23 protein-coding genes and 5 tRNA genes are annotated in these 23,083 nt (G+C 46.8%); 6 read left to right on the top strand and 22 right to left on the bottom strand.

All coding sequences use genetic code 11. The features are described 5' to 3' along the window. Positions 1–4: 4 nt before the first annotated feature. From C7R92_RS25780 to rpoN, 6 genes are all read right to left on the bottom strand, one after another. The gene (locus C7R92_RS25780; protein WP_106836113.1) at positions 5–1,189 is read right to left on the bottom strand and encodes a phosphoglycerate kinase; all 1,185 of its coding nucleotides are present in this window, start codon (positions 1,187–1,189) and stop codon (positions 5–7) included. Positions 1,190–1,288: 99 nt separating this feature from the next. Beyond that, entirely contained in the window at positions 1,289–2,293 is a 1,005-nt protein-coding gene (gene gap, locus C7R92_RS25775; RefSeq protein WP_048034950.1) for a type I glyceraldehyde-3-phosphate dehydrogenase, read from the bottom strand. 19 nt (positions 2,294–2,312) lie between these two features. Next, positions 2,313–3,677 (bottom strand): Na+/H+ antiporter NhaC family protein, encoded by a 1,365-nt coding sequence (locus C7R92_RS25770; protein WP_069851531.1) that lies wholly within the window; start codon positions 3,675–3,677, stop codon positions 2,313–2,315. A gap of 18 nt (positions 3,678–3,695) precedes the next feature. After that, complete coding sequence (locus tag C7R92_RS25765) at positions 3,696–4,721, bottom strand: sugar-binding transcriptional regulator (RefSeq protein ID WP_069851529.1); 1,026 nt, start codon at positions 4,719–4,721, stop codon at positions 3,696–3,698. Positions 4,722–4,888: 167 nt separating this feature from the next. Continuing rightward, positions 4,889–5,161, bottom strand: coding sequence for a glutaredoxin family protein (locus C7R92_RS25760; RefSeq protein WP_106836112.1), 273 nt, complete (start codon positions 5,159–5,161; stop codon positions 4,889–4,891). Positions 5,162–5,166: 5 nt separating this feature from the next. After that, positions 5,167–6,540, bottom strand: coding sequence for an RNA polymerase factor sigma-54 (rpoN, locus tag C7R92_RS25755; protein ID WP_106836111.1), 1,374 nt, complete (start codon positions 6,538–6,540; stop codon positions 5,167–5,169). 242 nt (positions 6,541–6,782) lie between these two features. On the opposite strand from rpoN, the gene C7R92_RS25750 reads away from it, so the two are divergent. After that, positions 6,783–6,857 (top strand) — tRNA-Arg (locus C7R92_RS25750). A gap of 148 nt (positions 6,858–7,005) precedes the next feature. On the opposite strand, the gene C7R92_RS25745 is transcribed toward C7R92_RS25750, so the two are convergent. Both C7R92_RS25745 and C7R92_RS25740 read right to left on the bottom strand, forming a co-directional pair. After that, complete coding sequence (locus C7R92_RS25745; RefSeq protein WP_069851523.1) at positions 7,006–8,046, bottom strand: FecCD family ABC transporter permease; 1,041 nt, start codon at positions 8,044–8,046, stop codon at positions 7,006–7,008. After that, positions 8,039–9,055, bottom strand: a complete 1,017-nt coding sequence (locus C7R92_RS25740; RefSeq protein WP_106836110.1) for a FecCD family ABC transporter permease — start codon at positions 9,053–9,055, stop codon at positions 8,039–8,041. The genes C7R92_RS25745 and C7R92_RS25740 overlap by 8 nt, the downstream gene beginning before the upstream one ends. A 265-nt stretch (positions 9,056–9,320) precedes the next feature. Here C7R92_RS25740 and C7R92_RS25735 point away from each other — a divergent pair, with 265 nt between their 5' ends. Beyond that, the gene (locus tag C7R92_RS25735) at positions 9,321–10,337 is read left to right on the top strand and encodes an ABC transporter substrate-binding protein (protein ID WP_106836109.1); all 1,017 of its coding nucleotides are present in this window, start codon (positions 9,321–9,323) and stop codon (positions 10,335–10,337) included. Positions 10,338–10,412: 75 nt separating this feature from the next. Here C7R92_RS25735 and C7R92_RS32445 read toward each other — a convergent pair whose 3' ends face one another. After that, entirely contained in the window at positions 10,413–10,571 is a 159-nt protein-coding gene (locus C7R92_RS32445) for a hypothetical protein (protein ID WP_017251628.1), read from the bottom strand. A gap of 194 nt (positions 10,572–10,765) precedes the next feature. Between C7R92_RS32445 and C7R92_RS25730 the strand changes: the two genes are divergently transcribed. Together C7R92_RS25730 and C7R92_RS25725 are read left to right on the top strand one after the other, a co-directional pair. Then, positions 10,766–12,634 (top strand): PAS domain-containing sensor histidine kinase, encoded by a 1,869-nt coding sequence (locus C7R92_RS25730; RefSeq protein ID WP_106836108.1) that lies wholly within the window; start codon positions 10,766–10,768, stop codon positions 12,632–12,634. A gap of 35 nt (positions 12,635–12,669) precedes the next feature. Continuing rightward, positions 12,670–12,804: a DUF4023 domain-containing protein gene (locus tag C7R92_RS25725; protein ID WP_017251626.1), complete on the top strand. Its 135-nt coding sequence runs from the start codon at positions 12,670–12,672 to the stop codon at positions 12,802–12,804. Between the two features lie 249 nt (positions 12,805–13,053). Here C7R92_RS25725 and C7R92_RS25715 read toward each other — a convergent pair whose 3' ends face one another. Next, the gene (locus C7R92_RS25715) at positions 13,054–14,289 is read right to left on the bottom strand and encodes a branched-chain amino acid ABC transporter substrate-binding protein (RefSeq protein ID WP_069851513.1); all 1,236 of its coding nucleotides are present in this window, start codon (positions 14,287–14,289) and stop codon (positions 13,054–13,056) included. A gap of 521 nt (positions 14,290–14,810) precedes the next feature. On the opposite strand from C7R92_RS25715, the gene C7R92_RS25710 reads away from it, so the two are divergent. Together C7R92_RS25710 and clpP are read left to right on the top strand one after the other, a co-directional pair. Continuing rightward, positions 14,811–15,032, top strand: a complete 222-nt coding sequence (locus C7R92_RS25710; protein ID WP_026043328.1) for a hypothetical protein — start codon at positions 14,811–14,813, stop codon at positions 15,030–15,032. A gap of 131 nt (positions 15,033–15,163) precedes the next feature. Beyond that, the gene (clpP, locus tag C7R92_RS25705) at positions 15,164–15,766 is read left to right on the top strand and encodes an ATP-dependent Clp endopeptidase proteolytic subunit ClpP (protein ID WP_007720441.1); all 603 of its coding nucleotides are present in this window, start codon (positions 15,164–15,166) and stop codon (positions 15,764–15,766) included. A gap of 111 nt (positions 15,767–15,877) precedes the next feature. On the opposite strand, the gene C7R92_RS25700 is transcribed toward clpP, so the two are convergent. From C7R92_RS25700 to C7R92_RS25645, 12 genes are all read right to left on the bottom strand, one after another. Then, a complete protein-coding gene (locus C7R92_RS25700) occupies positions 15,878–16,063 on the bottom strand; it encodes an H-type small acid-soluble spore protein (protein WP_017251623.1) in 186 nt (61 codons plus the stop codon). Between the two features lie 10 nt (positions 16,064–16,073). Then, entirely contained in the window at positions 16,074–16,256 is a 183-nt protein-coding gene (locus C7R92_RS25695; RefSeq protein WP_017251622.1) for a hypothetical protein, read from the bottom strand. Between the two features lie 127 nt (positions 16,257–16,383). Continuing rightward, positions 16,384–16,641 carry an HPr family phosphocarrier protein gene (locus tag C7R92_RS25690; protein WP_048034964.1) on the bottom strand — a complete coding sequence of 86 codons (258 nt, stop codon included), beginning with the start codon at positions 16,639–16,641 and terminating at the stop codon, positions 16,384–16,386. A gap of 49 nt (positions 16,642–16,690) precedes the next feature. Beyond that, a complete protein-coding gene (gene whiA / locus C7R92_RS25685) occupies positions 16,691–17,638 on the bottom strand; it encodes a DNA-binding protein WhiA (protein ID WP_106836107.1) in 948 nt (315 codons plus the stop codon). Positions 17,639–17,646: 8 nt separating this feature from the next. Next, complete coding sequence (locus tag C7R92_RS25680; protein WP_017251619.1) at positions 17,647–18,657, bottom strand: gluconeogenesis factor YvcK family protein; 1,011 nt, start codon at positions 18,655–18,657, stop codon at positions 17,647–17,649. A gap of 78 nt (positions 18,658–18,735) precedes the next feature. Beyond that, positions 18,736–19,617 carry an RNase adapter RapZ gene (gene rapZ / locus C7R92_RS25675; RefSeq protein WP_106836106.1) on the bottom strand — a complete coding sequence of 294 codons (882 nt, stop codon included), beginning with the start codon at positions 19,615–19,617 and terminating at the stop codon, positions 18,736–18,738. A 235-nt stretch (positions 19,618–19,852) separates the two neighbouring features. Next, positions 19,853–20,812, bottom strand: coding sequence for a thioredoxin-disulfide reductase (gene trxB, locus C7R92_RS25670; protein ID WP_048034968.1), 960 nt, complete (start codon positions 20,810–20,812; stop codon positions 19,853–19,855). Positions 20,813–20,876: 64 nt separating this feature from the next. Further along, entirely contained in the window at positions 20,877–22,520 is a 1,644-nt protein-coding gene (locus tag C7R92_RS25665; protein ID WP_106836105.1) for a tetratricopeptide repeat protein, read from the bottom strand. Positions 22,521–22,666: 146 nt separating this feature from the next. Beyond that, positions 22,667–22,742 (bottom strand) — tRNA-Gly (locus C7R92_RS25660). Positions 22,743–22,783: 41 nt separating this feature from the next. Next, positions 22,784–22,859, bottom strand: a tRNA-Lys gene (locus C7R92_RS25655). A 5-nt stretch (positions 22,860–22,864) separates the two neighbouring features. After that, positions 22,865–22,940 (bottom strand) — tRNA-Phe (locus C7R92_RS25650). A 31-nt stretch (positions 22,941–22,971) separates the two neighbouring features. Beyond that, positions 22,972–23,048 (bottom strand) — tRNA-Asp (locus C7R92_RS25645). Between the last annotated feature and the right edge of the window lie 35 nt (positions 23,049–23,083).

The raw sequence follows: 23,083 nt of genomic DNA, 5'->3' as shown, positions 1-23,083 counted from the left end.
GCTCTTATTGATTATCTGCCAACACAGCTACGCCTGGCAGTTCCTTGCCTTCCATGAATTCCAGAGACGCTCCGCCACCTGTAGAAATGTGTGTCATCTGCTCGGCAACGCCTGCTTTCTCCACAGCTGCTACGGAATCCCCGCCACCGATGATGGTCGTACCGCTGCATGCTGCCATCGCCTTGGCTACACCAATCGTGCCGCCTGCAAAAGCATCCATTTCAAATACGCCCATCGGACCGTTCCACACCACTGTTTTGGATTCTACAATGGCGCTGTGGTACTGCTCCACTGTTTTTGGCCCGATATCGAGTGCCATCCAGCCCTCTGGAATCGCATCAATTGCTACGACCTTCTTCTCGGCATCTGCCGCAAAACGATCAGCTACCACAACATCAACTGGCATCAGCAATTGAACGCCGCGCTCTTTCGCCTGATCCATCAACGTACGTGCGAGATCGAGCTTGTCGTCTTCACACAGAGAAGCACCAATACCGTAACCTTGTGCTTTGAGGAATGTATTCGCCATACCGCCGCCGATAATCAGGTGATCGACTTTGGTCAACAAATTTTCAATGACAGCAATCTTATCTTTTACTTTTGCACCGCCGACAATCGCTGTAAACGGACGCTCCGGATTGGACAAGGCTCCGCCCATGAAGCGAATCTCCTTTTCCATCAACAAGCCCGCAACTGCTGGTATGTACTCAGCGATTCCCGCTGTAGAAGCATGTGCCCGGTGAGCTGTCCCGAAAGCATCATTGACAAACAGATCAGCCAAGGCCGCAAAGCTTTTTGCCAGTTCTGGATCGTTCTTTTCTTCTCCCGCATGGAAGCGCACGTTTTCCAACAGGATGACGTCGCCAGACTCCATCCGTTCTACTGCCGCTTCTACGTCAGCACCATGGCAATCCTCCAGCTTACGCACGTCCTTGCCCAAGAGCGAGGATAGATGTGCTGCGACAGGAGTAAGACGCATCTCTTCCACTACTTGGCCTTTAGGTCGCCCAAAATGGCTCGCCAGGATTACTTTGGCTCCTGCCTCCATCATGAAACGGATGGTTGGTACAGCAGCACGAATGCGTGTATCGTCGGTGATTACCCCGTCCTGCATCGGCACGTTAAAGTCGACGCGGCAGAATACGCGCTTGCCTGCCAGCTCAACATCGCGGATAGATTTCTTGTTCATGAACGATCCTCCCAAATCATTGGCTTTTTATTCGGAAAAAAGATATGGGAAAAGGGAGATTGCTCTCCCTTTTTTTCCACAACAGTTCTATTTTACGTGTTAGAAGCCGCGCTGTGCAACATAATGACACAAGTCTACGACACGATTGGAGTAACCCCACTCGTTATCGTACCAGGAAACGACTTTCACCATGTTTCCTTCCAGTACCATTGTAGACAAAGCATCAATTGTGGAGGATGCAGGGTTTCCATTGTAATCAGACGATACGAGTGGCTCTTCGGAGTAGCCGAGAATGCCTTTGAGTGGGCCTTCTGCCGCTTCTTTCAGAGCGTTGTTGATTTCTTCAACAGTTGCATCAGTCTTCAACTCAACTACCAAGTCTACTACAGATACGTTTGGAGTTGGTACGCGCATTGCGAAACCATTCAGCTTGCCTTTCAGCTCAGGCAGTACGAGTGCTACCGCTTTTGCCGCTCCTGTAGAGGTTGGAATGATGTTCTCCGCAGCTGCACGGGCACGGCGCAAATCTTTGTGCGGCAGGTCGAGAATTTGTTGGTCATTGGTGTAAGAGTGAACGGTTGTCATCAATCCGCGTACGATACCGAATTTTTCATTGAGAACCTTCGCATAAGGCGCCAAGCAGTTCGTTGTGCAGGATGCGTTGGAGATCACAGTGTGTTGAGCTGGATCGTACTTGTCTTCGTTTACACCGATTACGACTGTAATGTCTTCGTTTGTTGCTGGAGCGGAGATGATGACTTTTTTCGCGCCACCTTCCAGGTGCTTCGCTGCATCTTCGCGCTTCGTGAAGCGTCCAGTCGATTCCACTACAATTTCAACACCGTAATCTGCCCATTTGAGTTGAGCTGGGTCGCGCTCTGCCAACACCTTGATTTCTTTGCCGTCAACGATGAGCGTGTTTTCGGAAGCTTCAACGCTCACGTTCAGAACACCATGAACAGAGTCATATTTCAAAAGGTGAGCCAGTGTGTGTGCATCTGTCAGGTCATTGACCGCCACGATTTCTACATTCGGATTGTTCAGTGCTGCACGAAATACGTTACGACCGATACGACCAAATCCGTTAATACCTACTTTTACCATAATGTATACCTCCTGCTCATTAGCTAGCTTTATTCTTCATCGCGAGAAACCTGCCCTCTGGCGAAAACCAGCGGGTCGATAATATCGTAACAATCGGTAATAAGATTGGAAAAAACACAAAGGGCAATGTCTGGATCGTCGAAACACCTAACGTGAGTGCCATCATCATCGATAGACCGTTCCACGGGATCAGTACAGGCATGACAACTGTGGAGTCCAACATCGTCTTGCCCAACAGCTCGCGCCCTCCCTCCCATTGGGAGAACCGTCCGAGAAGAGTAGAGCCGAGAACCAGTATTGGAATGGTTTGATTACAGCTGATGATGACCACTAACAACGATAATGCCGCTGCCTTCGCTACCAATACCGTCTTATTTTTTGTATGGCCCATCATTTTGTCTACGATGGGGGTTAATAAATTGGCTCTGTTCAAAATGCCGTTTAAAAAGCCTGCGAGAATGATTAACGCCAGAACACTGAATATGGCGAACATCCCGCCCCCATGGACCAGTTGATCCAGCGGCGTTCCTGAATGAAGCTCAAATCCAACTAACATCGATGTAAAAAACGTCTTCACATCCAAATTCCCATTGATCCCGACTAGAATCGCACTGGCTCCAATACCGTAAAACAATGCCTTCACCGCTTTTACTCTCAGTGCGAAAGATGCAATTAACACGACGAGAGGCAGCATGAGTAGCCAATGTACAGAAAAATGGCTGACTAACAGCTCTTGGTACATTTGAATGGTATCCGTCGAGCTCGCCTGAGGTCGAAACAGATCAAGAATCAGGAAAAGTAACGCGCAAATCGCTACCGTAAGCAAAGCAGGACGCCGTATTCTTCTTTCCTGCTCTTCTGTCATACCGACATTGGAAAGCACCAGTAAACGACTGCTCGATATCGGTGAGAAACGTTCCCCCACCATCGCTCCAGAGATGAGCGCACCTCCTACGATCGCAGGTGATATCCCTGCTGCGTGTGCGATGCCCATCAGAGACAGCCCAATCGTACTCAGCGTACCGATTGATGTACCCAATAAATAACTGACGCCTGCGGTCAACAGAAAAGAGAGAACGAACAAATACTCGACATTCACAATCGACAATCCGTAGTAAATGATGGCGGGTATAGTTCCTCCCATCATTAAAAGCGGAATCAAGAGTCCTACTAAAAACAGAATCGTAAGGACGGGCTTTGCCTTTTGGACACCTTCCCAGCCAAACACGAACTGCTGCTTCCACGGATAACCCAATCTTTTTACACTAACCAGTGTGACCAAGATCGCAAAAACAATCCCCCATGCGATCGGAAAACCGAGCGATAGGCTCAAAATGATGCCAGCGATCATTGCCAAGATGGGTGTTACCGATGTGATAGACATGCGACCGACTTCCTTCCGTTACAATCGTGCGGACAACAGCGTGTAAGCTGCCCCTTCGTCCGTAATGAGTACATTCTGACACGATTGCTTAGCAAAGGAAAGAATCGCTTTTGCCTTGCTTTCGCCCCCCGCAATGGAGAGCACGGTTTCTGCCTTGTGCACTTCCTCTAGCTGTAAACCAATTGTCGGCATTCTGTGGACCGTTTCTCCCGCTTCATTAAAGTAGTAGCCGAATGCTTCTGATACAGCACCCGTCTCCACTAATTCTGCGAGCTCTTCCTCCGAATAATTCCGCCTTCTCGCCATCGTGACGGCATCCCCGATTCCATGCAAAACGATTCGAGTCTCGCCCAAGAGCGACAACACATCTTGCACTTGCGGCTCTTTGACCAATGTCTGCAAGGCTTCTGGATGAAGGCGATCCGGTACGTGAAGAAGCCGATAAGAAGCACCTGTTTTCGCTGCCATGGCGGAAGCGAGCGTATTCGCTTGTAGCTCTACGCGTTCTCCCAGTCCACCGCGAGCAGGGACAAACTGAACGTTTTTGAACGAAGCAGAAGGCGTCAGATGACTTGCTACGCTGGCGATGGATGAACCACCTGTTACCGCTACAATGTCTCCTTCTTGCACGACCTGTTTGAGTACCCTTGCCCCTACCCGTCCCAGCTCTTCCTTTACCCAAGGCGATTGGTCTGCATTGCCCTGCACCACAATGACTTCTGATATGCCCAGCTTTTTTTGCAGGCGCTCCGCCAAGTCAGTAAGGCCGAATAGGTCTCCGACGAGAGGCTCCATGTCGTCCAAGACTTGTTGCCCTTCTTCACTCAGGCTCATTCCCGCAGCCGTTACATGAAGGAGCCCCGTCTCTTTTAGCAGTTCCACTTCTGCCCGCAAAATACGCTCAGTAGTATCCATGGCTTGAGCTAGACCTCTTCTGCCAATCGGCTGCAAATGATAGATGGATCGGAGCAACATGTACCGCTGACGCAAAACCTGAATCAAGTCAGGCAACAATTTTTGTTGCAGTTCCAGTAAACGTCGCATTTTGCCTTCTTCCTTGGTTACAAATTGTTGATCGGGACGTTTTATGTCCCTGTATATACATTTTTTGTCCCACTTGGTGCAAAAAAAAGATCACTTGCTACAACTTGAATGTATCATATTTAACAATATCTTGCAAGTTCCCCCGAGTCCCTATAAAAAAGTGCCACTCATGACCGAGCGGCACGTCTATGTAATTCGTTTCGCAGCTCCTCTAGCGTCACCACATGTGTAATGGAACGAAACACGATTTCTCCATCAATCTCGACTACTGGAATGACAAACATCATTTCTTCATGCAAGACCGGATCACTTTCAATATCAACCATGCGCATACGAAGGGGGAACTCCTCCGCCAAACTGCGGATGTAGAGCTCCACCTCGTCGCACAAATGACATTTTTTTCTCCCGTACAAGACAATTTCAAACGTTATTTCATTCATGCCCGTTAAAACCTCTTTCGTTTAGCCGACGATGGGATCAGCATTTCTTCCCGGTACTTGGCAACCGTACGGCGGGAGATTTCAATCCCCTCTGTAAGCAGCATCTCACCCAGCTTTTGATCAGATAACGGAGACTTCCGATCTTCTTGTTCGATCAGTGCTTTGATTCTTCGCTTAACACTCTCAGAAGAAGTCACTTCCCCGCTGGATGTAGAGAGTGCTGACGTAAAGAAATACTTCAGTTCAAAGATTCCACGCGGTGTCTGGACGTATTTGTTGCTGGTTGCCCGGCTGATCGTCGATTCATGCAGGCCGACCCGCTCTGCTATTTCTTTTTGTGTCATGGGCTTTAAGTAATGAATCCCCCGATCAAAAAACTCCCGTTGCATATCGAGGATGGCCTGAGTTACACGCATGAGCGTCAGGCGGCGCTGCTCCAGACTTTTTGCCAGCCACATGGCAGCATTCAGCTTATCGTGAATGAACTGCTTGGCTTCATCCTGACTTTTTTGCTGGCTCAGCATCTTTTCATAGAAGCTGTTGATTTTCAGCCGCGGTGCAGCAACATCATTGACCAATACTACATAATCATTCCCGACCTTCTCTACCGTCACATCTGGAATGACATATCTTGTGTCTACTGCGGAAAAGGCCGCACCTGGACGCGGATTCAGCGTACGGATCAAGTCTGCCATCGCCTGTACCTCTTGCGGTGTACACCCGATTTTGTCTGCAATCCGCTGATAGCGATTGTCCGCCAAATCTTGCAGGTGGTTGCGAACGACCTGAACGATCTTTTCATCATCGAGTGCCAAATGCCCGAGCTGCAGCAAAAGACATTCTTCTAGGCTGCGTGAAGCTACGCCTACTGGATCAAAATGCTGCAAGACGGACAACACGTCCTCAATCTCCAGCATTTCAGCACCTAGGCGCGTACTCGCTTCCTCCAGTGAAATTTCCAAATACCCCTTCTCATCCAGATTCCCGATCAAAAAGAGAGCGATCTGTTTTTGCAGCGACGAGAATCCTTTTACATAGCCGAGTTGACGCTCCAGATGTTCGTACAGCGTCTCCGCACCTTGCTGGACGTAATCCAACGGATTGTAAGTGCTTTCATTTTTCAACGAACCGTACTCACCTGTCGCGCGATTGCCCACAATTTCTTTCCAGTCAATCTCAGGAGCTGGTTTCTCTGCTTTTGCAGAAGCGACTTCTCCAGCAACTTCAAGGTCAAAAACAGGATTTTCATTGGCCTGATCCTGCAAATAGGAGATGAGATCAATGGCTGAATACTGCAATATGGTAATCGCTTGGCGTAATTCCGGCGTCATCACTAATTTCAGTGTTTGTTCTTGAAATAACCCCAATCCCATGTTCATGAAGCCCGCCTCCTTCGCACTTGCTCATGCTGCTCGATGACTCTTTATTTTCATTATATTCGTTCTCTCATGCAATTTTCCTGCCAAATTGATGAAGCAGAACACAAAAAACGTCGAAAGATCTTCACCAATGGACTTTTTCACTCTCGCTTACCTTATCACTAGTTTTTTCTGCTGAACTACTTTTTTTCGTTTGCATTGAGATTCTCGATGTTTTATAATGAAAATTGTCGTCACAATATACGCCTGTAGCTCAGTGGATAGAGCAATGGTCTCCGGAACCATGTGCGGGGGTTCGATTCCCTTCAGGCGTACCATACTTATAAAGACAAAGCGATCTCTTGGACTTCCAGAGGTCGCTTTTTTATGTTGAATCCCCATGGGAACAAAAAAAAACAGCCCGATTATGAACTGTTTCTCTTGCGTGACATTTACTCGTTAAAAATCGCCTTGACATCAGGGGACCTATTGATGATTCCTCGTTTTATACAAAAGATAAACAAAAAACGGCGCTCCAATCGCTGCGGTAAAAATCCCAGCTGGTAAATCATGCGGTAAAAACACCGTTCTCCCAATCAAATCAGCCAAGACGACAAGCATCCCGCCCAAAACAGCGGAAGCCGGCAGCAAGTAGCCATACGCTGAGCCAACTAGCCTACGCGCAATATGTGGAGCCATCAAACCGATAAAACTGATTCCTCCTGCCACACCTACCGCAGCACCTGCCAGTGCCACACTGATCGCAATCAAGAGCAATCTCTTTTTATCAATTGCTACGCCAATGCCTCTGGCGATATCATCACCGAGCTCCTGGGCATTTAAATAGCGGATTTGGAAAATCGTAGCCACGAGAAACAAAACGGTCCATGGAAGCAACGTCATGACATTTACCCAAGACATACCGTACACCGTTCCAGTCATCCACCCTAGAGCGTTTGATGCTTTGTGGGTTTGGGTGATCACCATGAAAAAGATCGTTAATGCTCCCATCCCCGCGGATATACATACACCGACAAGCGCGAGGCGAAAAGGTGAGACTCCCTCCTTCCACGCAGTGAGATACGTAAGCGTAGCGGTTAGCAATCCACCGATCAAGGCCACCAATGGCATCCATTGCACACTTACATCTTTTGCGAATGTGATAAATGCTACCGCTGCTGCCGTCGCTCCCGCTGTAGTTCCGATCAAATCAGGCGAAGCTAACGGATTTCGTACCAAGGACTGTAAGATGGCCCCCGATACCGCCAGGGAAGCCCCCACCATGACTGAAACGACAACGCGAGGCAACCGCCAATCGAGCACGATCAATTCATTCTGTTCACTGCCCGCTCCCACAAAAGCTTTGATGACTTCCCACACAGGAATATGCAAGCTTCCTAAGCCAATACTCAATACAATCACAACAGATAACAGCAAAAATAGTATGAAATTAATTCCTAACGCCCGCTTATTTACATGAAACGAGAGCGCTGGCTTTTTGGTCCGAATGACTACATGTCTATGCATACGCCCTCCTCCTGACCAGCGGGATGATAAAGGCCACTCCGATCATGGCGGTTGCTACGCCTACTGGTACTTCCAAACGCAGCGGCATCAATACAAGGCGAGAAAGCAAATCAGCGCAAACCAGAAAAGCTCCACCGAAGACAATCGAATAGGGAATCAACCATCGATGATCAAGACCGACTAAAAAACGACAAAGATGCGGGATGATGATGCCCACAAATGCAATCGGTCCGGCGAGCGCGACACTCCCACCTGCCAAGAGCACCACGATCAATATCGCTGTAGCTTTTACCAAGATAATCTTTTGGCCCAGACCAGTCGCCACATCATCACCGAGTACCATCAAGTTTAACGAACCGGTCAGTAGCATAGCGCCTAACCAACCTACTAGCAAATAAGGAATGATCATAACAAAATGATCGAGCTGTCTTCCCTCCACAGAACCAACTAACCAATAAAAAGCCTCTGTCATCGTCTTTTCTTGCAGCAGCATAAACAGAGAGGTCACAGACGAAGCAAAAGCGGCAACCGCTGCACCCGAAAGTGTCAGCTTAATCGGAGTCATGCCTCCCCGCCCAGCGGAAGCCAATCCGTATACAAGCAGAGCAGTCACACCCGCTCCGATAAAGCCTGCCCACATCATTTGCGACACTGGGAATTGCGAGCCAAAAACAACAATTGTTGTCACAATAGCTGCTGCAGCTCCAGCGTTCACGCCGATAAGAGATGGTGAAGCCAAAGGATTTCGAGTCAACGCCTGCAACAAAACACCTGCTACAGCGAGGCTGCTCCCCACCGCTACCGCTGTAAGTGTACGCGGCATTCGGGAAGTCGTAATAATCAAATGTTCCTCTGAACCGGAAAATTGGGTGTATGCCTCTACTGCAGTAGTGAGCGAATACCGATTGATTCCGAAAAGGATACTAGCAACCATCACGACTGCCAGGACGACGAGTCCTACTATGAGTACAGTAGTCTTTTGCAGTCGGCTGGACAAAATCACATTCACGCCTGTTCCCTTCTTTCCGTTGCATTCTACCTATTCTGTCTATTCGCTACATATGTATGTAAGTTTCTCCCACTAATCAGTCTAAGCTTGCGGATAGGGCTAGTCAATGATATTGATTTTTATTATCGCTATTGGAAAATTCAGCACAAAAATATCTATACTTTTCCTTTCATTCCAAAAAATATATTGACACATTGTCATATAAGCATATACAGTAGTGAAGAAAAATGATAATCATTATCAGTTAAAAGGGGGATTTTCCATCATGCGCAAAACTTCCCTGCGTTTGATGCTCGGGGCTATGCTTTCCGCTGTGATGCTCGTAACAGGTTGCGGGGGACAGGCAACGTCTACATCCAGCTCATCTTCTTCTACTCCAGCTGCGTCAACATCTACACCAGCACCTGCGCCGGCAGCGTCTGAAGAGAGAGAAGTAAAGCACTTTATGGGGTCAACAAAAATAAAAGGGACTCCTCAGCGTGTCGTCGCTCTTACCAGTGAAAGCACAGAGGCTGTTCTCGCATTAGGGATTACGCCAGTTGGGGCTGTCATGAGTGGCCTCGGTAAACCTGGTGACCCATGGCATCCACATATTAAAGAGAAAATGAAGGATGCAGTTGAATTGGGTGACGAGAACCAACCGAATGTTGAACTGATCGCCAGCCTGAAGCCAGACCTGATTCTGGGAACAAAAGGACGCCAAGGACAAGAAAAAGTATACGCTCAGCTTTCCGCGATTGCCCCAACCGTCTTCTCCGAGGATCTCGTAGGCAGATGGAAAATCAACTTTGCACTTTACTCCGAAGCGTTGAATAAAAAAGCTGAAGGCGACAAGCTGATGGCTGATTTCGATAAGAAGATTGAAGAGGCAAAAGGAAAACTGGGTGACAAGACGAAGATGAAAGTCTCTGTCGTTCGTTTCGTAGCTGGCAAAACTCGTCTTTACTTGAAAGACACTTTCTCTGGCGTTGTTCTGAGCCAGCTCGGCCTTGCTCGACCAGCCTCCCAAGACATCGATGAGTTCAAAAAAGACATTCCAAAAGAGCTCATGACTGAAATGGATGGCGATGTCATGTTTTACTGGATCGGTGATTATTCCGGTGATGGATCTGCCAATAAATACACCGAGGAATGGATGAAAGATCCGCTCTATCAAAAACTGAATGTCGCGAAAAACAATAAGGCATTCCAAGTTGACGAAGTGATCTGGAACGTAGGTGGCGGTATCCTTTCTGCTGAACTGCTTGTTGATGACATCGTAGAACGCTTCTCCAAACTGTAGGCTATATACTTTCCGATACCGTCAATAAAGCAGGAGTGGTTGAGATAACCACTCCTTTTCTTTTACCTACTGGCATTATTGATCGAGTTCCTTACTTCCAGCAGTATCCTTACTGGGCAGAATCGGATCTATTTGTTCAGGTTTACGCGAATAAGCTTTGTTTGTAACCAAAATCGTCGCACCGATGATGACGATAAAAATGAGCACCAACGCAACGATAAAACCAGTTGTCATGCATACACCCCCGACTTTTTTCTAACTCTCATTATAGCTGATTTCCATGCGAGTCAGAACCTTCATGCATAACCAATTCATTATGGAATAACAAACTATTCCAAATTTTGATAGGAAAATGGGTCTTATATCTCGAATAGTTACGACAACGCTATCTCACTCAAATACTTGATAGACTATGCGGGGGAACTCTGATGAACAAGCTTAATACCCCTTTCTTATGGAAAAAGAAACGCTCAAAAAAGGAAATCACGCAAGTGTTATTTCCAGATCAAATATTAAAAGCATTTTTTCACTTTACGACGGATGCCATCTCGATTAGTGATCTCGATAACAATATCGTCTTGGTGAATCATGCTTTTGAGCAATACTACGGTTGGTCCATGGAGGAGATTTACGCTTCACCGCTCTGCTTCATTCCAGACGAGTATAGGAGCGAGACCAAACAGTTATTTGATGCGGTCAGGAGCATGGGTGTCTTACTAACCAATTACGAAACCATCAGGCAGCGAAAAGATGGCACGAAGATGGATGTCATTCTGTCGGCTGCTCCAATCAAAGATGAAACGGGAAAAATTATTGGTGCTTCCTGTATTACCCGTGACATTTCCGACCGCAAAAAAATTGAAGAGGCCTTGCGTCAAACCGAAGCCAAATATCGTCTCCTCATCGATCATACCCAGGATATCGTGACGATTTATGATTTATCTATGCGACGCATCTATGCATCCCCATCAATCGAGCAATTGGGATTTGTTCCAGCCGAGGTTACTTCCCCTAACAATCTGCAACTCACACATCCAGAGGATATCCCTATGTTCAGGGACAAATTTCAAGAGATCATGGCAACGAAACAACCCGTTCATTTCGAGACGCGCTCTATGGATAGGAACGGAAACGAGGTTTCCTTCGAAACACGCGGTATCCCCATTTTAAGCGCGGTAGGAGACGTACAAAACATCATGTTAGTCTCGCGAAATGTCACAGAACGCAAATACTCTGAGGCCGCCTTGTTTAAAAGCGAGAAAACGAACAAAATCATCTCGGAATACACAGATGATCTTATTCTGATTACGGACAAAAATGGGGATATCCTCTATCTCTCCCCTTCTCATTCACGCGTAATCGAAACGAGTGAAAATTGCCGTCAGCTCACCTTTGCTGACATTCATCCAGAAGATCGGCAAACAGTCATTGACCACTTTCATCATTTGCTGGTGACCCAAGAACCAAAGATATGCGAGTTCCGTTTTCAAACGAAAAATAACAAATGGATCGTTCTCGAATCAAAGGGTGCCCCTATCCTGACGAAAACGGGAGATTGTGATGGCTTTATCATCGTATCGCGGGATATTACAGAACGCCGAAATAACGAGGAATTATTACGGAAGGCTGAAAAGCTGTCCGTGATTGGGGAGCTGGCTGCTGGGATCGCCCATGAGATTCGCAATCCCCTAACATCCTTGAAGGGCTTTATCCAATTTCTTTATCCGAGCATGAATGATAACCAGCAGTACGCAGATATCATGCTCTCTGAACTGGACCGGATCAATTTTATTGTGAGTGAATTACTAGTCTTGGCAAAGCCTCATAGCATTCAAATCAAGCCTCTTCCGCTCATCCCTTTGCTGGAAAGCGTCTTGGCACTATTGAGGTCGGAAGCAAACTTGAAAAACATCGATTTCCGAACCGCATTTGCTTACCATCCGATCATTGCGGGAGAAGAAAACCAGCTCAAGCAAGTCTTTATCAATATCATTAAAAATGCCATCGAAGCGATCGACGGACATGGAGAGGTTCATATTGCCACCTCCTTAAAAGACAATCATCAGGTGCTCATTACGCTCACGGATACTGGCTGTGGAATCTCTGAAGAAATGATTCACAAGCTGGGCGCCCCTTTTTTCACGACAAAAGAAAACGGGACTGGCCTCGGCCTCATGATCAGCAGCAAAATCATGAAAGACCACAACGGTAGCCTGGAAATTAAAAGCAGGGAGCACGAAGGTACAGTGGTAGAGATTACACTGCCGATTGTACAGGACCAAATTGGGTCATCCTAGAAAGGTGTACATCCCATTATCAGCGGAGGTGCCCTATGGATTTCACCAAAATGAGCACAAGTGAGTTTGTGGCCAAAATTCGCGAATCCCAAGCGAAAAACCTGCGCAGCAGACAGCATCAGGGCTATGGTCACCCGGAACAGCGGCTGCCCAGCAAGCAACGAGTATAACAAAACAAAAACCCACCTGCGAGCTCACTGCTGGGCCAGGTGGGTTTTTGTTTGTTATTGTGGATCCTGCTTATTCAGGTTACGATCTCTTTCAGACTTTTGCTTTTGGGTGCCTTGCGTCTTGCTGCTGTGTCCTTGGTTGCCGCCATTCTTCGTATTACGATTGTTTGACATCAGAATCCCTTCCTTTTCATTCTGGTATTCATGCCAAACGTAGTATGTCCCAAACGGCTGATTCATAATGAAGAATTACTTCGCTTCACCCATAAATACTTTCTTTCCATCCTCATACTTGTACACATATACGGAAGCAAAGTCGTTGTCGCCTTTTTCATTGAATGTTACGTTGACGAATTTGCCTTTGTAATCTTTGGTTTTGTGAACAGCTTCCAGCACTTGTTCACGAGTTGGCTTTTTGCCGCCGTTTGCTTTGATCGCTTCTTCCAGACCGTTCAGCATAACCCCCATGGAGTCATAACCAAACGAAGTGAAGATCCCTACTTTGTTGCCAGTCGCGCTCTCGAAATCTGTGATCCATTTCTTGCCGTCTTCGGTAGCACCAATATCACCAACAGTAGAAGTAAAGACTACGTTATTAGCATTTTCCGCACCAGCAATTTTCACCATGTCAGCGGAGTCGTAGCCATCGCCACCCATGAAGACACCCTTGAAGCCTTTTTCACGTGCTTGCTTCACAATGATCCCTGCATCAGAGTAGTATCCACCGAAGTAGATCATCTCTGGATTTTTCGCAAGGATTTGGGTGATGATCGCACTATAATCCTTCTCGCCTGCCGTTACCCCTTCATAGCCGAGAACTTGTACACCGTCTTTTTCAAACTGCTTTTTCACTTCTTCCGCAAGACCCTGTCCATAAGCAGCCTTGTCATGCATAACGAAAGCCGTTTTTACATTCAATTGATTTTTGGCAAAAATAGCAGCCTTAGAGCCTTGTTGATCATCACGGGCACAAATGCGGTGTACGATCTTCTTGCCTTGCTCAGTCAAATCGGATCCCGTTGCGGAAGGAGATACCATTACGAGCTTTTCTTGTTCATATTGCGCTGCTGCTGTAATCGAAGCACCTGTTGTAGCATGGCCAACTACTCCGACTACGTCAGGATTTGAAATCAACATTTGTGCGACTGCTACCCCTTGTTTCGGGTCAGCTTGGTCGTCTTGCGCGGACAATTCAACATCAAAGCCAAGTGCTTTGAATGCCTCCTTTTTTTCTTTCAACGCATATTCAGCACCAGCTTTTGCTGTGCTTCCGTAGTCGGAGTACTGACCAGACATCGGACCAACTACAGCAATCACAAGCTTCTCAGTAGATCCGCTTGCACCGCCTGTGCTTCCTCCGCTATTGTTGCTCGGCTGTGGTGTCGCGCTTTGTCCACCAGTCCCCGTACCTCCACCGCAGCCCGCGAGCAATGTGCTCAGAGCAAATGTTGCAGCCAGTATCGACAATGATTTCTGTTTTTTCATAGCAAAAACATCCCCCTCTTTATTTATGAGCAAACTATGAATCACAATCTTATTGTAGGATATTTTAGAAAATTTGCAATAGAAATGATTAAAAGAAGAATCAATCAAAAGACCTCTATCGCTGTCTGTTAATAGAGGTGTATGACGTATTGCATCAAGGAAATAGCCACTTCTTCGCATAGAAATGGCTATCTTGATGAAAAGCATCTCATTGATTTCAGGAAAAAATTGGAATAATCAGCTTGTAAGTGCGCGTTTTGCATCGTGATCTAGGTCGAGAACTTGTGAAGCATACACACCCCTCTACTCTTTCCATATATCTCCTATGCAACTCTCCCGACAAACATGACCAGACTATAAGAAAACCTTTAGCGACGCCTGTTCATGAGCAAACGCGTTTTAGTGGAACGTTTTCATGTGCTCTGGAAAGTACGTTGAAAAAATAAATATCCCACGAACAAATGTTTTTGTGCACAACCTGTGCATAACATTGTGGATAACTTTCGAAAGTGAGGCTTGCCATGGCAGGGGAACGTTTTTTTCTCATTTATCAAGAGGCCAGTGACGAAGAATGCTTATTGACCATTGAACCATACAAAGATCAACAGGAGCTGGCAGAAGCCATCAATCAGCTGCAAGCCAAACAAGTCGATGAGTATACGATCATCAAGGGAAAAAAGATGAAGGCCACGCTGAAACTCGCCGTCGATTTGACCGAGGCCGATGAGAATTCTAAGGAATGAATGTTTTCTTTTTGGAGTAGGTTTAGACAAAGGGAATTTGGCAAACATGGTAGTGAGGGCGCGCACTTATGTGTTTGACCTTCATTGACCTTTTGTGTATGATATTGTTACAAAGAGAGGAGGAAGACTAGATGCATATGAATTTAATTCCAACCGTCATTGAACAGACGAACCGCGGGGAACGTGCTTACGACATTTATTCCCGCCTGCTCAAAGACCGCATCATCTTTCTGGGAACCCCAATCAACGACACCGTAGCCAATATCGTTGTGGCACAGTTGTTGTTCCTTCAGGCGGAAGATCCGGAGAAAGACATTCACTTGTACATAAACAGCCCAGGCGGTTCTATTACTGCTGGTATGGCAATTTACGATACTATGCACTTCATCAAGCCAGATGTATCCACCATTTGTATCGGAATGGCTGCTTCGATGGGAGCATTCCTGCTGGCTGCTGGGGCAAAAGGCAAACGCTTTGCTCTGCCAAACAGTGAAGTCATGATTCACCAACCATTGGGTGGTGCCCAAGGACAAGCGAGCGACATTGAGATCGCCGCAAAACGTATTTTGAAGATGCGTGATCATCTGAACACTATCCTGGCTGAACGCACTGGACAGCCTTTGGAGCGCATCCAAAAGGATACCGATCGTGACAACTTCCTCTCTGCCGCAGAAGCAGTAGAGTACGGATTGATTGACAAAGTAATCACTTCCGAACCGTCTTCCAAAAAATAAGAGATACGTAGTAAAAAAAGCACTCGTGCCTGGACTACTGGCCGAGTGTTTTTTTGTATGCCGAGCAAACCCCAAGAGGCTTCCCTTGATTTGCCCGGCTTTTTCGCTGGATCATTGTGATACTTCCATTAACTGACTGACATACACCGTCCGGCTATGTCCTGGATTTTTTTCCTCATGCACACGTGCTGTTGACGTTTTTTCGTCTACAGCATCGATCCAAACGGCTTGTCCTTCGTACTCTACCTTGATATGGTCGTCGGAGCTCATAATGGCTTGTGCTCTCGTTACATTCATAAGCGGCTCCCTATTGCTCATCTTCAAGGGCTTGCTTGGCTGACGACGCCCCTGTCATTGTGTCTACACTGGTTTCTTCAATCAAGCCGTTCTGATCGGAAACGATCCCTCCCCCTAATCCTTCGTTAATCATCCGGTCAATGTCCATGTCAAAGCAATCGCGGCCTTCGTGGCATGAATCACGGTTACTCATGTCTGATTCCTCCTTCATGCAATATACATGGTTAGAAATGCCCTGCCCGAAGTGAATTGATACATATTCATCAAGATGACCAACAAAAAAAGACACCTCCCTTAAGGGAAAAGTGTCTCTCGTGACTCTATTCTTCCTTGCTTACCAGATTCGTAAGGCTAGTAACTGCCTGGGAGGCATCCGGCCCTTCTGCCAAAATGGTAATTTCTGTTCCAGAGCTGATTGCGAGGCTCATGATACCCATGATGCTTTTCGCATTAACCTTCTTGTTGCCTTTTTCTACGAATACTTCCGATGCAAAACGGTTAGCCTCCTGTACGAAAAAGGCTGCTGGACGAGCTTGCAAACCGGTCTTTAACTGAACCACGACCTGCTGTTGAACCATGAACGGACCTCCTTACTTGTAGACTATTATCCTTTAGTATAACATGCATCTACATCGAAATATTTTGTTTTTCTCGTATTTTGTCAGCGATTTCGTTAATTTTTCGCAAGCGGTGGTTAATGCCCGATTTGCTCACTACTCCGCTTGGCACCATCTCGCCCAATTCTTTCAAATTGATATCAGGATGAGCCAATCGTAGCTCCGCGACCTCGCGCAGACGTTTTGGCAAATTCTCCAACCCCATCTCTTGATCGATGAGCTGAATACTTTCCATTTGTCTGGTGGCTGCATTCACCGTTTTGTTTATGTTGGCGATCTCACAATTGTGTAATCGGTTTACTGAGTTCCGCATGTCCTTTACGATTCGGACGTCCTCGAAATACAGAAGCGCCTGATGAGCCCCAATCAAGCTCAAAAACTCTGTAATCTTTTCGCCTTCTTTAATATAGAGAACATACCCTTTTTTCCGCTCGATGCACTTGGCATTTAGTTTATACCGATTGGCGATCTTGGTCAATGCTTCGCAAAAATCCTGATAGGAAGTGAAAATCTCCAGATGATAGCTGGATGCCTCTGGATGATTCACAGATCCCCCCGCCAAAAAAGCCCCCCGCAAATAAGCAGCGCGGCAACAGGACTTTTTCACGATCTCAGGAGCGATTCCTGGGATAAACGACAGGCTTTGATCCATTAGCCCCAAGTCTTGCAAGATATCATTGGCCTTATTCGGAATACGCACAATGTAGACGTTGTTCTTTTTCAATCGCATTTTTTTGCGAACCAGCAGTTCAGCATGTATTTGAAACAACCTCTTGATTAGCGTGTAAATGCGTCGGGCAATCGCCGCGTTCTCTGTCGTCACATCCAGCACCAGTCGTCCGGCTCCAAACTGCAGACTTCCATTCATTCGAATCAAGGCTGAGAGCTCTGCCTTGCTGCAGCAATCGGCACCCTCCGTCATGGTAAGTTCTTTTTTGGTATGCGCGGCGAATGACATCGACTTCACTACTCCTTCTCTATCTTCAGCACCTTCCGTCTACGTTTGACGAGTGACACAACCTGCTTGCTGACAGCATGTGCATCATGACGTAGGTATCCGTCCTCAAATGTGACTAACGGCTTCGCCACCACATTTAAACCGAGTTGGCGCAATTGCTTTAAGTCACATCGGACAGGAGCTGCTCCTTTTTCCGTATATTTGTCCAATACATGGGTAGGCAGCTCGGCTGAATTGACAATGATCGTATCCAGAAATGGTCTATCTACATGGTCATACATGACATTGACGTGCCTGGATGCAGAAAAACCGTCTGTCTCCCCCGGTTGTGTCATGACATTACAAATGTAGATTTTCGGGGCTTGTGCGCGTGTAATCGCTTCAAATAACCCGCGTACTAATAAATTGGGCAGGATGCTCGTATACAAGCTGCCAGGCCCAATCAAAATGGCATCCGCGTCGGCAATGGCCATCAGGGCTTCGCTCAGAGGAACAGCGTCCTCCGGATCAAGGAACACCCGCTTGATTTCTTTGCCAGTCAACGGTATTTGGGATTCTCCGATTACGAGAGATCCATCTGTCATTTCCGCTTTCAACTGAATCGACTGCGTGGAAGCTGGCAATACATCTCCACGCACTGCCAAAACTCCGCTTAGTGTTTTGACTGCGGTGACAAAATCTCCAGTGATTTCGTTCATCGCTGCAAGTAATAGATTTCCCAAATTATGCCCTGCTAATCCCGTGCCTGTGGAAAAACGATATTGCATGACTTTTTCCATCAACGGCTCTGTATCGGCCAGAGCAGTCAAGACGTTTCGAATGTCGCCAGGTGGTAGCATATCCATTTCTTCTCGCAAACGTCCAGAGCTTCCCCCATCGTCTGCTACCGTCACAATCGCTGTGATATGCACCGGCTCGTGCTTCAAACCGCGTAAAAGGACGGACAAACCCGTTCCTCCGCCAATAACGACTACCCGTAATGGCCTTGACTGTAGCCTCCCGACTCCCTTAGTAGGCATATGTCACCTCATTATTTCTAATACACATACCACAGGTGGCTTTTTATGCACGCTTCAGTCTTTCCTGCCATCTTATGCTCATTTGTTCTTTTCCATGTCTCGATGACTGACACGGACAGAAAAATCTTTACCAAAGGTTTCTCCCAAATGTTCTGCAATGGCGACCGAGCGGTGCTTGCCACCGGTGCATCCAATTCCTATCACAAGTTGACTTTTTCCTTCTCGCTGGTAATGTGGCAGGGTGTACCCCAAAAAGTCTGTAAGCTTTTCTAAGAATTCTTTTGTGTCCTTGTGCTTCATCACATACTCTGCCACGTCTGGATCACATCCTGTTTTCGGACGCAAATCCTCCACATAATGCGGGTTAGGCAAAAAACGGACATCGAACATCAAGTCAGCGTCTATTGGTGCGCCGTATTTGAAACCAAACGACAAAACATTAATCGTAAGTGGTGATCCTTGTTGACCGTATTGGTTGATGATTTTTTCTCGAAGCTGAACTGGCTTCATTTGACTCGTATCGATAATCTGATGCGCCCAGCCCTTCATTTCCTCCAACAAACGGCGCTCAGCGTGAATTCCTTCCAAAGGCGAACCGTTCGGGGAAAGCGGATGTCTGCGACGTGTTTCCTTATAGCGAGAAACCAATGTCTGATCGTTCGCATCCAGATAAAGGATGTGGTACGATAATCCATTCATCTGATTGAGGCTCTCTATGGTTACGGCTAGATTTTCAAAAAACTCACGCCCTCGCAAGTCAATCACCAATGCGACTCGCTCAATACTCCCACCAGACTGTTTGACCAACTCAGCAAATTTGGGAATCAGTACAGGGGGTAGGTTGTCTACACAAAAAAAGCCCAGGTCCTCCAAGCTTTGTACAGCAACTGTCTTTCCCGCACCTGACATTCCGGTAATAATCAGGAGATTCATGGCCTTGTCGTTTCCCAATTCCGTCACGCAACTCGCCTCCTACGATTCTGACAATAGCATACCATATTGTCCACCTTATTCGCACCTTTTTGAACCGCTTCCCCTGTTTTTCCATTGATGTCTTCTACAGGCGTATAAGCTTTTTTAGAAAAAAAGATGCGTGACTGAATGCCAGCCACGCAACAATTGTTTATATAGATAAGGGGGTCAATTCATTGTCTATAGATTACTCTTGAATTATTTCACCCATGTTACAAGCAGGTTAAGAGATTGTGACATTTTGTTCCTTTAGCTTTTCATTAAGCTCTTCTACATAGTGTTGAGCAGATTGAGCAGCGATTGAACCGTCTCCAGTAGCTGTCACGACTTGACGTAGCATTTTTTCACGTACATCTCCTGCTGCAAAAACACCTTTTACTTTGGTGTTCATTTTTTCGTCTGTCAATACGTAGCCCGCGTCGTTGGTGATACCCAGTGGACGTACGCTTGCAGTCAATGGGTCCATACCAACGTAGATGAACACCCCATCTGCTGGGTATTCTCTTTGTTCACCTGTTTTGGTGTTTTCCAAGAGAACCGCTTGTACTTTGCCTTCACCACGGATTTCTTTTAGTTCTGTATCCCAGATCACTTCGATTTTTTCGTTATCGAAAGCGCGTTTTTGCAGGATTTTCTGTGCACGGAACTGATCACGACGGTGTACGATCGTCACTTTGGAAGCGAAGCGAGTAAGGAACACAGCCTCTTCCACTGCGGAGTCTCCTCCACCAACAACCACCAGCTCTTTATTGCGGAAAAATGCACCGTCGCATACCGCGCAGTAAGAAACGCCACGGCCGGACAATTCTTTTTCGCCTTGTACACCGAGCAAACGATGCTCTGCACCAGTTGCCACAATAACAGACTTGGTCAAGTATTCCTTGTCACCCGTGATAACGCGCTTGTACGGCTCTTCATCACGGATTTCTTTGATTTCGCCATATGCATACTCCGCACCGAATTGCTGTGCATGCTCAAACATTTTTGTAGAGAGATCAGGGCCAAGAATAGAAGTGAAGCCTGGGTAGTTCTCGATATCTTCCGTGTTCGCCATTTGACCGCCTGGAATTCCTCTCTCCAGCATCAATGTGCTCATGTTCGCACGGGATGTATATACAGCAGCCGTCATTCCAGCAGGGCCAGCTCCGGCGATAATCACATCATAAATTTTTTGATCGCTCATGGTTGTTGCCTCCTCATCTCACACAGTTCTGTTTCCTTATTTAAATTAATTATAATGTAATAATCTATTTAAAATCAAGTGTCGACAAAACTTTGACGCACTTTGCCAAGGTAGCGGCAGAAATGCCGTATTTTTGAGCTAGAAGGGCTTGTGACTGTTTTTCGTTCGTTATCGTTCCGTATACATATTCTAATGCTGCGACCCACGCTACTTCTTTTCGCACTTGTACAAGACTTTGGGCATATTCATGATGCTTGCGCCATACATCGAGGCACCATTCTCCGGCCTCTTGCTTGCCCTGTAAGAGCAAATAACGGCTTATACCTTCTTCTATACTGCCCTTTTGCTCATCCGTCGCGGGTGAACCATTCGATCCATCAGGAGTTCCTTCCGGCATGTCTGCACCCATATCAGCCAAAGCCAGCAACGCCAACTTTTGCAGCTGTTGGTTATCCGTCTGGTAATAAAATTGACGGACCGCGGTTTCAGCTTCATCGTCTCCGATCAGAGACAAGGTTTGCAACACCGCGAATTTCACTTCATCGCGTCCATGCTGCAATGCCCAGAGAAGGGAAGCTCGGATCATCGGGTCTGTTTTAAAATCTTCCACTCCCGTGAATGAAGCCTTTTCCCAAGAAACATCACGTTGGGTCGTATTGTATTGGTAGGGGATCGGTTTTATAGTCTCCCCTTCTTGTTCGTTTTTTACCATTTGAATGTACTGATCTGCGATTCCTGCTTCTGGGTCTAACTGCTTGGCTTTTTGCCACCAGCGCAGTGCCTGATCCTTTTTCCCGCTCAAATAAGCTGAGATCGCAGCATAGTGGTACGTGCACGCTTCATGCGGCCGTCCATTTCGCAGCATGCGTTGGTAATGGAAATACGCTTCATCATGCTGGCCAAGCACTCCCATTGTTGTTGCGAGCTTATAGGTATTTTCCGGATGGAACGGAACGACCTTTTTCAGCATATCAATCAAGCTCAACAGCTCTGTCGTTTGATTGTGATGGGAGAGCAAAACCGCCAAATTGCACAGTGCATGCAGATTTCCTTCTTCCTTATCCAGCGTCTGTTCGATTGTCTCCATCGCCTTCTGGAATTCCCCAGCATAATAGTAGGCGAGAGACAAATTGTTCCACGCTGGCAAAAAGTCAGGATCGGCTTCGACGATTTCTTTTAAGGTATCCAGTGCCTCCAAGAAACGTCCCTCTTCCAAACTCCGACGAGCTCGTTCATGCTTGCTGTATACATCCTCTTTTTCACTTGGGAGGAAGTGTCGCGGTGGCATGTCCAGCTCAAAGTAAATATAGTCGAGGAGCTCTTCGGCCTCTTCCCGATACGGTCCAGTGCTATCTTCTTGTAAATAACGAACAGCCATTTCTTCAGCCATAGGGTAATCTTCTAAGTTGGCATAGTTGTTCGCCATGTAGAAATACACTTCTGTCATAGATGGGTCCCATTTTTCTATCACTTCATAGAGGACTTCATTTGACGCTTCAAACTGTCCGGTTTCAGCTAAAGCACTTGCCAAATGGCAGTGGCATTCTGCATTCGTTGGCTCCATTTCAACTGCTCGGCGAAATGAACGCAATGCTTTATCATAGTCGTACCGATTCAAACAACGCATTCCCCGGTCAACAAAAAAAGCAGCATCTTGCTTAAAGTCAACGACGGTCGTTTTCTTCAAAATACTTTTGTTATGTTTCATAAAACCTCCAACATCGTAGGAGCTTACACTCCAAGTATCGTACCAGAAGCATCGGCACCCTACAAGCTGACTCGTCTTTTAAAGTGTTCAGCGGATAAAGCAAGAAACACCACTGGCACATAGCAAGTGGTGTTTACGAACAAAAATGGAGCGGACGAAGGGTCTCGAACCCTCGACCTTCGCCTTGGCAAGGCGACGCTCTACCAATTGAGCTACGTCCGCACATCTTATCAACTATTCATATTTTGTCCGATTGAAAAAACTGGTGAGCCATGAAGGACTCGAACCTTCGACCCTCTGATTAAAAGTCAGATGCTCTACCAACTGAGCTAATGGCTCGTACATGGTGGCTCGGGACGGAATCGAACCGCCGACACGAGGATTTTCAGTCCTCTGCTCTACCGACTGAGCTACCGAGCCATATACTTTGTTCGCCACTCTTGAATAAGAATGGCGGAGCTGACGGGACTCGAACCCGCGACCTCCGGTGTGACAGACCGGCGTGAACTCCAACTTCACCACAGCTCCATATAGAAGGCTTGTTCCTTCAAAACTGAATACGC

This window comes from Brevibacillus porteri, from assembly GCF_003013475.1.
Taxonomy (GTDB): domain Bacteria; phylum Bacillota; class Bacilli; order Brevibacillales; family Brevibacillaceae; genus Brevibacillus; species Brevibacillus porteri.
The sequence above is the reverse complement of the archived record's forward strand: the minus strand, read 5'-3'. Positions and strand labels throughout refer to the sequence as shown.

What these genes read in the sequence shown, in the direction of transcription:
- C7R92_RS25745 (WP_069851523.1), bottom strand. Translation starts at nt 8,046, where the DNA reads ATGCATAGACATGTAGTCATTCGGACCAAAAAGCCAGCGCTCTCGTTT.
- whiA (WP_106836107.1), bottom strand. Translation starts at nt 17,638, where the DNA reads ATGTCATTCGCCGCGCATACCAAAAAAGAACTTACCATGACGGAGGGT.
- C7R92_RS25770 (WP_069851531.1), bottom strand. Translation starts at nt 3,677, where the DNA reads ATGTCTATCACATCGGTAACACCCATCTTGGCAATGATCGCTGGCATC.
- C7R92_RS25735 (WP_106836109.1), top strand. Translation starts at nt 9,321, where the DNA reads ATGCGCAAAACTTCCCTGCGTTTGATGCTCGGGGCTATGCTTTCCGCT.
- C7R92_RS25710 (WP_026043328.1), top strand. Translation starts at nt 14,811, where the DNA reads ATGGCAGGGGAACGTTTTTTTCTCATTTATCAAGAGGCCAGTGACGAA.
- trxB (WP_048034968.1), bottom strand. Translation starts at nt 20,812, where the DNA reads ATGAGCGATCAAAAAATTTATGATGTGATTATCGCCGGAGCTGGCCCT.
- C7R92_RS25700 (WP_017251623.1), bottom strand. Translation starts at nt 16,063, where the DNA reads ATGAATGTAACGAGAGCACAAGCCATTATGAGCTCCGACGACCATATC.
- C7R92_RS25760 (WP_106836112.1), bottom strand. Translation starts at nt 5,161, where the DNA reads ATGAATGAAATAACGTTTGAAATTGTCTTGTACGGGAGAAAAAAATGT.
- gap (WP_048034950.1), bottom strand. Translation starts at nt 2,293, where the DNA reads ATGGTAAAAGTAGGTATTAACGGATTTGGTCGTATCGGTCGTAACGTA.
- C7R92_RS25665 (WP_106836105.1), bottom strand. Translation starts at nt 22,520, where the DNA reads ATGAAACATAACAAAAGTATTTTGAAGAAAACGACCGTCGTTGACTTT.
- C7R92_RS25765 (WP_069851529.1), bottom strand. Translation starts at nt 4,721, where the DNA reads ATGCGACGTTTACTGGAACTGCAACAAAAATTGTTGCCTGACTTGATT.
- C7R92_RS25695 (WP_017251622.1), bottom strand. Translation starts at nt 16,256, where the DNA reads ATGAGTAACCGTGATTCATGCCACGAAGGCCGCGATTGCTTTGACATG.
- clpP (WP_007720441.1), top strand. Translation starts at nt 15,164, where the DNA reads ATGCATATGAATTTAATTCCAACCGTCATTGAACAGACGAACCGCGGG.
- rpoN (WP_106836111.1), bottom strand. Translation starts at nt 6,540, where the DNA reads ATGAACATGGGATTGGGGTTATTTCAAGAACAAACACTGAAATTAGTG.
- C7R92_RS25715 (WP_069851513.1), bottom strand. Translation starts at nt 14,289, where the DNA reads ATGAAAAAACAGAAATCATTGTCGATACTGGCTGCAACATTTGCTCTG.
- C7R92_RS25690 (WP_048034964.1), bottom strand. Translation starts at nt 16,641, where the DNA reads ATGGTTCAACAGCAGGTCGTGGTTCAGTTAAAGACCGGTTTGCAAGCT.
- C7R92_RS32445 (WP_017251628.1), bottom strand. Translation starts at nt 10,571, where the DNA reads ATGACAACTGGTTTTATCGTTGCGTTGGTGCTCATTTTTATCGTCATC.
- C7R92_RS25730 (WP_106836108.1), top strand. Translation starts at nt 10,766, where the DNA reads ATGAACAAGCTTAATACCCCTTTCTTATGGAAAAAGAAACGCTCAAAA.
- C7R92_RS25725 (WP_017251626.1), top strand. Translation starts at nt 12,670, where the DNA reads ATGGATTTCACCAAAATGAGCACAAGTGAGTTTGTGGCCAAAATTCGC.
- C7R92_RS25680 (WP_017251619.1), bottom strand. Translation starts at nt 18,657, where the DNA reads ATGCCTACTAAGGGAGTCGGGAGGCTACAGTCAAGGCCATTACGGGTA.
- C7R92_RS25780 (WP_106836113.1), bottom strand. Translation starts at nt 1,189, where the DNA reads ATGAACAAGAAATCTATCCGCGATGTTGAGCTGGCAGGCAAGCGCGTA.